The 787-nt window shown below is 66.3% G+C and carries 1 protein-coding gene; it reads left to right on the forward strand.

Going from position 1 to position 787, the window contains the following annotated elements; translation table 11 throughout:
• A partial coding sequence (locus EN906_RS35895) for a zinc-binding dehydrogenase (protein ID WP_164777693.1) occupies positions 1 to 592 on the forward strand: 592 nt, incomplete at its 5' end.
• Between the last annotated feature and the right edge of the window lie 195 nt (positions 593 to 787).

Genomic DNA, 787 nt, shown 5'->3' on the forward strand with positions numbered 1-787 from the left:
CTATACCGCCATGCTCTGCGTCATGGCCCTGGAGCGGCACGGCATCCTGCCTGATCGCGGCCCGGTGGTGGTGACGGGGGCGGCCGGCGGCGTCGGCTCGGTCGCGGTCTCGATCCTGTCCAGCCTCGGCTACCATGTCATTGCTTCCACCGGCCGCAATGCCGAAAGCCCCTTTCTGATCGACCTTGGCGCCGCCGAAGTGATATCGCGCGAGGAGCTTGCCCAGCCGGCCAAGCCGCTGGCCAAGGAGCGCTGGGCCGGCGGCATCGACGCAGTCGGCAGCCACACGCTGGCCAATGTGCTGTCGATGACCTCCTACGGCGGCGCGGTCGCCGCCTGCGGCCTGGCCGGCGGCATGGACCTGCCGGCCAGCGTCGCGCCCTTCATCCTGCGCGGCGTCTCATTGCTCGGCATCGATTCAGTGATGGCGCCTAAAGCAGTCCGCCTCGAGGCATGGCGCCGCATCGCCACCGACCTCGATCTGCAGAAGCTCGCCAGCCTGTCCAGCACCATCGGGTTCGACGGCATCGTCGATGCCGCGCACGACATCGTCGACGGCAAGATCCGCGGCCGCGTCGTCGTGGATATGTGACTCCGCCCAACTGCCGGAAGGGATGGAATCGCCAGATCTGGCGGCAAACCCGCCGCGCCTCGGCAAAAAGCGCTCATCCGCTAAAATTCGAACGATCCGCCGCAATTTTCCATAATCTCTGTCTGGCAAGGATTTCGCATGATCGCGGAATCCGGCAGCCAACAGGCGGACACTGGCGACGACGTCGATGCGGTG

The sequence above is a fragment of the Mesorhizobium sp. M7A.F.Ca.CA.004.06.1.1 genome, assembly GCF_003999135.1.
Classification (GTDB): Bacteria; Pseudomonadota; Alphaproteobacteria; order Rhizobiales; family Rhizobiaceae; genus Mesorhizobium.